We start from the raw sequence: 4,117 nt of genomic DNA, 5'->3' as shown, positions 1-4,117 counted from the left end.
GAGGGCGGCCTTCAGGTTCGCGGGCAATCCGCGCAGCGCCTTCAGCTTGGTCTTGTAGGCCTTCAGTTCGGCGGCATTCGGCAGCTTGCCGTGCACGAGCAGATGCGCGATTTCTTCGAACTCGCTGGTGGTCGCGACATCGAGGATGTCGTAGCCGCGATAGTGCAGGTCGTTGCCGGTCTTGCCGACCGTGCACAGCGCGGTGTTGCCTGCCGTCACGCCCGACAGCGCAACGGATTTCTTCGGCTTGAACGCGCCGGATGCGGGTGCTTCGGTCGATGCGGTATCGGTCATGCTCTTCAGTCTCCTTTCGTACGCTCGCGATGCGGCGTTACTTGTTGTGCTTGAAGAATGCGCGATGCATTAGCTCGTGCGCGACGCTGAAATTCGATCCGGTGCCGGTGATGCTCATGCTCTGGAAGCCGGTGCGGCGAAGAGCGGCGCGCAGTCGTCGGGCATCGTCTGGCCGGTCGCGTGCGCGCGCCGCAGCACCGACCAGTAATAGCGATAGCTCGCGCGATCGTGCAGCGTGTCGCCGTGGCGCGTCGGACCCCAATGCGCGCGCTGTGCCGCGAGGAGGATCTCCGCAGCGAGCGCGATTTCCTCCGCGCGCGGCGAGAAGGCTTCGACGATCGGCCTCACCTGATCCGGATGGATGCTCCACATGCGCGTATAGCCGAACTCGTTGCGTGCGCGCGCCGCATCGTTCGCGACGATGCTCATGTCGCGCACCTCCGTCGACACATTGTGCGAGGGCACCTTGCCGTGCGCGTGACAGGCAGCCGCGATCTCCAGCTTCGCGCGCCGCACGAGCGGATGATCGAACTGGCCGGGCGAGCGCATCGCCGTATCGGGAATCGCGCCGTTGTGCGCGGAGACGAAATCCATCAGCCCGAAACTCAGCGATTCGACGCCCGGCAGCGCGGCCAGTTCGAACGCCCGGGCGAGCGCGCCGTGCGTCTCGATCAGCAGATGACAGGGAATCGGCTTCCGGATGCCGAATTCGCAGCGCGATGCTTCGATGAAAGCCACCATCTCGGCGGCATCGGAGACGCTGCGGATCTTCGGCAGCATGATGAAAGCAGGCACCTTCTTCGCCTGGCGCAAGATGATGCGCACGTCGTCGCGCCATGCATGATGAGCGAAGTCGTGGATGCGCACACCCACGCGCCCGAAGCGATCGTCGTCGCCGCCGACGAAGGACGCGACCAGCTCCGCATGCTCGGCCTCGTGACCGACCTGCGCGCCGTCTTCGCAATCGAGCGTGATGTCGAAAACCGGCCCGAGCTGCGCCTGCAAGGCCAGCGACTTGCGGATCAGCTTCTCGCTGCCGGCGTAGTGATCACAGGGCGGAAGCACAGCGGGTTGCGGTTCGCCGTCAAACAGCACTTCGGCGGGAGTGAGAGCGCGCATCGTCGGCGTCGGGTCCGATTTGGGGAAGTGGGTTCGATCCTGCTCGATGATTCGAACGCGCTCGAATGCCGCTCAAGCGCGTTCGAATCACGCGAACGCCGTGACGGGTTCGCGCTGACGGGAGGTTCGCGACGAACCTCCCGTGATAACAACGTGCTTACTTGCCCAGCAGATGCGAAACGCCGTCGCGCTCTTCGAGCAGCTCGTTCAGCGTGCCGTCCATTTTCTCGCGCGAGAACGCGTCGATTTCGAGGCCTTCGACGCGCTTGTACTCGCCGTTTTCGCACGTGACGGGCACGCCGTAGATGATGTCTTCCGGAATGCCGTACGAGCCGTCCGACGGAATGCCCATCGTGACCCACTTGCCGTTCGTGCCGAGCACCCAGTCACGCACGTGGTCGATCGCCGCGTTGGCTGCCGACGCCGCCGACGACAGGCCGCGCGCTTCGATGATCGCGGCGCCGCGCTTGCCGACGGTCGGGATGAACGTGTTGCGGTTCCATTCGTCGTCGTTGATGAGCTTCGTGAGATCCTGGCCTTCGGCGGTCGCGAAGCGGAAATCCGGGTACATCGTCGGCGAGTGGTTGCCCCACACGGCGAGCTTTTCGATCGACGCGACCGGCTTGCCCGACTTGGCGGCCAGTTGCGACAGCGCGCGGTTGTGGTCCAGACGCAGCATTGCGGTGAAGTTCTTCTTCGGCAGATCCGGCGCCGACTTCATCGCGATGTACGCGTTCGTGTTCGCCGGGTTGCCGACGACCAGCACCTTCACGTCACGGCTCGCGACATCGTTCAGCGCCTTGCCCTGAACCGTGAAGATTTCGGCGTTCGCCGACAGCAGATCCTTGCGCTCCATGCCCTTCGAACGCGGACGCGCACCGACGAGCAGCGCGACGTCGGCGTCCTTGAACGCGACCTTGGGATCGTCCGTGACGACCACGCCGGCGAGCAGCGGGAACGCGCAATCTTCCAGCTCCATCACGACGCCCTTCACGGCAGCTTGCGCTTGCGGCAGATCGAGCAGCTGAAGAATCACGGGCTGGTCTTTGCCGAGCAGATCGCCGTTGGCGATGCGGAACAGCAGCGAGTAGCCGATTTGACCTGCGGCGCCGGTTACGGCAACGCGCTTTGCGGACTTAGCCATTGAGAACTCTCCTGGACGGTGCGTGGAACGCTAGGGAAAAGCGCCATTTTATGCGCGTTACGCAAAGCGTTGATGAAGACATGCCGGCCATGCCGTGCGCGAATCGCCGAAAGCGGCGCCACGTGGCGTTGCGCGCGTTCGTTGGTGGATTCGCGCCGCATGAATGCCCGAGCGGCGTGACTGTCATGCCATGAATCCTTCTCTTCGAGCGGGAGGAGTGCGAGATGTTCTGGAAGGACGCCGTGATTTCGCTTGGGTCTGACGGCAACGCGCCCATTCGAGACGGCGCTTGACGTTGCGAGGCGTGGGGCAGGCAGCGGCGCGCGAATCGAGTGGCCGATCGGCGTGAGGCGAAAGCGAAAGGGCGTGCCTGGCGGAATGTTGCGCGATGTCCGGATGCGCGGTTCAGGGTGTTCTCGAGGCAAAGAAAGCCGTGGGAAAACACGCTGACCGGCGGTTCCTGCGCTCTCGCAACGACCCGCAAACCCTTGCTCGACAAGGAGTGTAGGAGCGCTCCGAGGTAAAGTCAACAATATCTTATGTCTTATATAAGACATAGGAATCTTCGGGAAAAGTCTGGACGCACGGCGGCCCTTGTGTTGAAATGCGCGGCATGAATTCCAACCCGGCGAGCACGACGACCCCCAACGGCACTGCACCGGCGGCTGAGGCCGCGAGCACGCCGTCGCCGACGTTCAGCCCGCTGTATCAGCAAATCAAGGCGCTCATCACGCAAGGGCTCGAGTCCGGCGAATGGAAGCCTGGCGAAATCATCCCGAGCGAGGTCGAACTCGCGGCCCGCTACAAGGTGAGTCAGGGCACCGTGCGCAAGGCGATCGACGAACTCGCCGCCGACAATCTCCTCGTTCGCCGTCAGGGTAAAGGCACGTTCGTTGCGACGCACAGCGAAGACCGTGTGCAGTTCCGCTTCCTGCGCCTCTTGCCCGACGACGGCGACGTTCATCCGCACGTGAGCCGTCTGCTCGAATGCAGGCGCCTGCGCGCGCCGGCCGAGATTGCGCGGCAACTGGAGCTTAAGCCCGCCGACCCCGTCGTTCTTATCAAGCGCTTGTTGCAGTTTGATGGCGTGACGACCGTATTCGATGAAATCTGGCTGCCCGGCGCGGTATTTCGCGGGCTCACGGCCGAGCGCCTCGCCGATTACAAAGGCCCGCTCTACGCAATGTTCGAGACGGAGTTCGGCACGCGCATGATCCGCGCGACCGAGAAGATACGCGCCGTCGCCGCCGACGAGACCGTCGCCCAGTTTCTCGACGTCGCGCAGGGATTTCCGCTTTTATCGGTGGAGCGCGTGTCCTATACCTATGGCGATCGACCTGTCGAAGTGCGTCGCGGATGGTACGTCACGACCGGCTATTTCTATCAGAACGACTTGAGTTGATCGAATGAAAAAGGGCCGCGCGCACTGGCTGGGTGCTCGCGGAAAAAGCACGTTGGCGAGGCCATTTTCGCGCATCGAGCAACGGTCTTTTGGACGGCTTTTCGCTGCAGCGCGAAATAAAAAGGCGCTAAAATCGCGGATTGATGTATTAACAAGTT

4 protein-coding genes are annotated in these 4,117 nt (G+C 63.0%); 1 reads left to right on the top strand and 3 read right to left on the bottom strand.

Annotation, left to right across the window (positions count from 1 at the left end; genetic code table 11):
• The 3 genes from U4Y90_RS35760 to U4Y90_RS35750 form a co-directional block, all read right to left on the bottom strand.
• On the bottom strand, positions 1-294 hold a 294-nt coding region (locus U4Y90_RS35760; RefSeq protein WP_321801835.1), incomplete at its 3' end, for a citrate/2-methylcitrate synthase.
• Between the two features lie 114 nt (positions 295-408).
• Complete coding sequence (locus U4Y90_RS35755; RefSeq protein ID WP_321801834.1) at positions 409-1,413, bottom strand: HpcH/HpaI aldolase/citrate lyase family protein; 1,005 nt, start codon at positions 1,411-1,413, stop codon at positions 409-411.
• A 157-nt stretch (positions 1,414-1,570) separates the two neighbouring features.
• Entirely contained in the window at positions 1,571-2,557 is a 987-nt protein-coding gene (locus U4Y90_RS35750; protein ID WP_321801833.1) for a malate dehydrogenase, read from the bottom strand.
• Between the two features lie 613 nt (positions 2,558-3,170).
• Between U4Y90_RS35750 and U4Y90_RS35745 the strand changes: the two genes are divergently transcribed.
• On the top strand, positions 3,171-3,959 hold the full coding sequence (locus tag U4Y90_RS35745; protein WP_321801832.1) for a GntR family transcriptional regulator: 789 nt from the start codon (positions 3,171-3,173) through the stop codon (positions 3,957-3,959).
• Positions 3,960-4,117 lie beyond the last annotated feature (158 nt).

Origin of the sequence: Caballeronia sp. J97 (genome assembly GCF_905220305.1) — a bacterium.
Classification (GTDB): domain Bacteria; phylum Pseudomonadota; class Gammaproteobacteria; order Burkholderiales; family Burkholderiaceae; genus Caballeronia.
This window is presented reverse-complemented; position numbering and strand designations above follow the sequence as displayed.

Bases quoted from the DNA above. Each gene is read 5' to 3' on its own strand.
- U4Y90_RS35755 (WP_321801834.1), bottom strand. From the start codon at position 1,413: ATGCGCGCTCTCACTCCCGCCGAAGTGCTGTTTGACGGCGAACCGCAA.
- U4Y90_RS35745 (WP_321801832.1), top strand. From the start codon at position 3,171: ATGAATTCCAACCCGGCGAGCACGACGACCCCCAACGGCACTGCACCG.
- U4Y90_RS35750 (WP_321801833.1), bottom strand. From the start codon at position 2,557: ATGGCTAAGTCCGCAAAGCGCGTTGCCGTAACCGGCGCCGCAGGTCAA.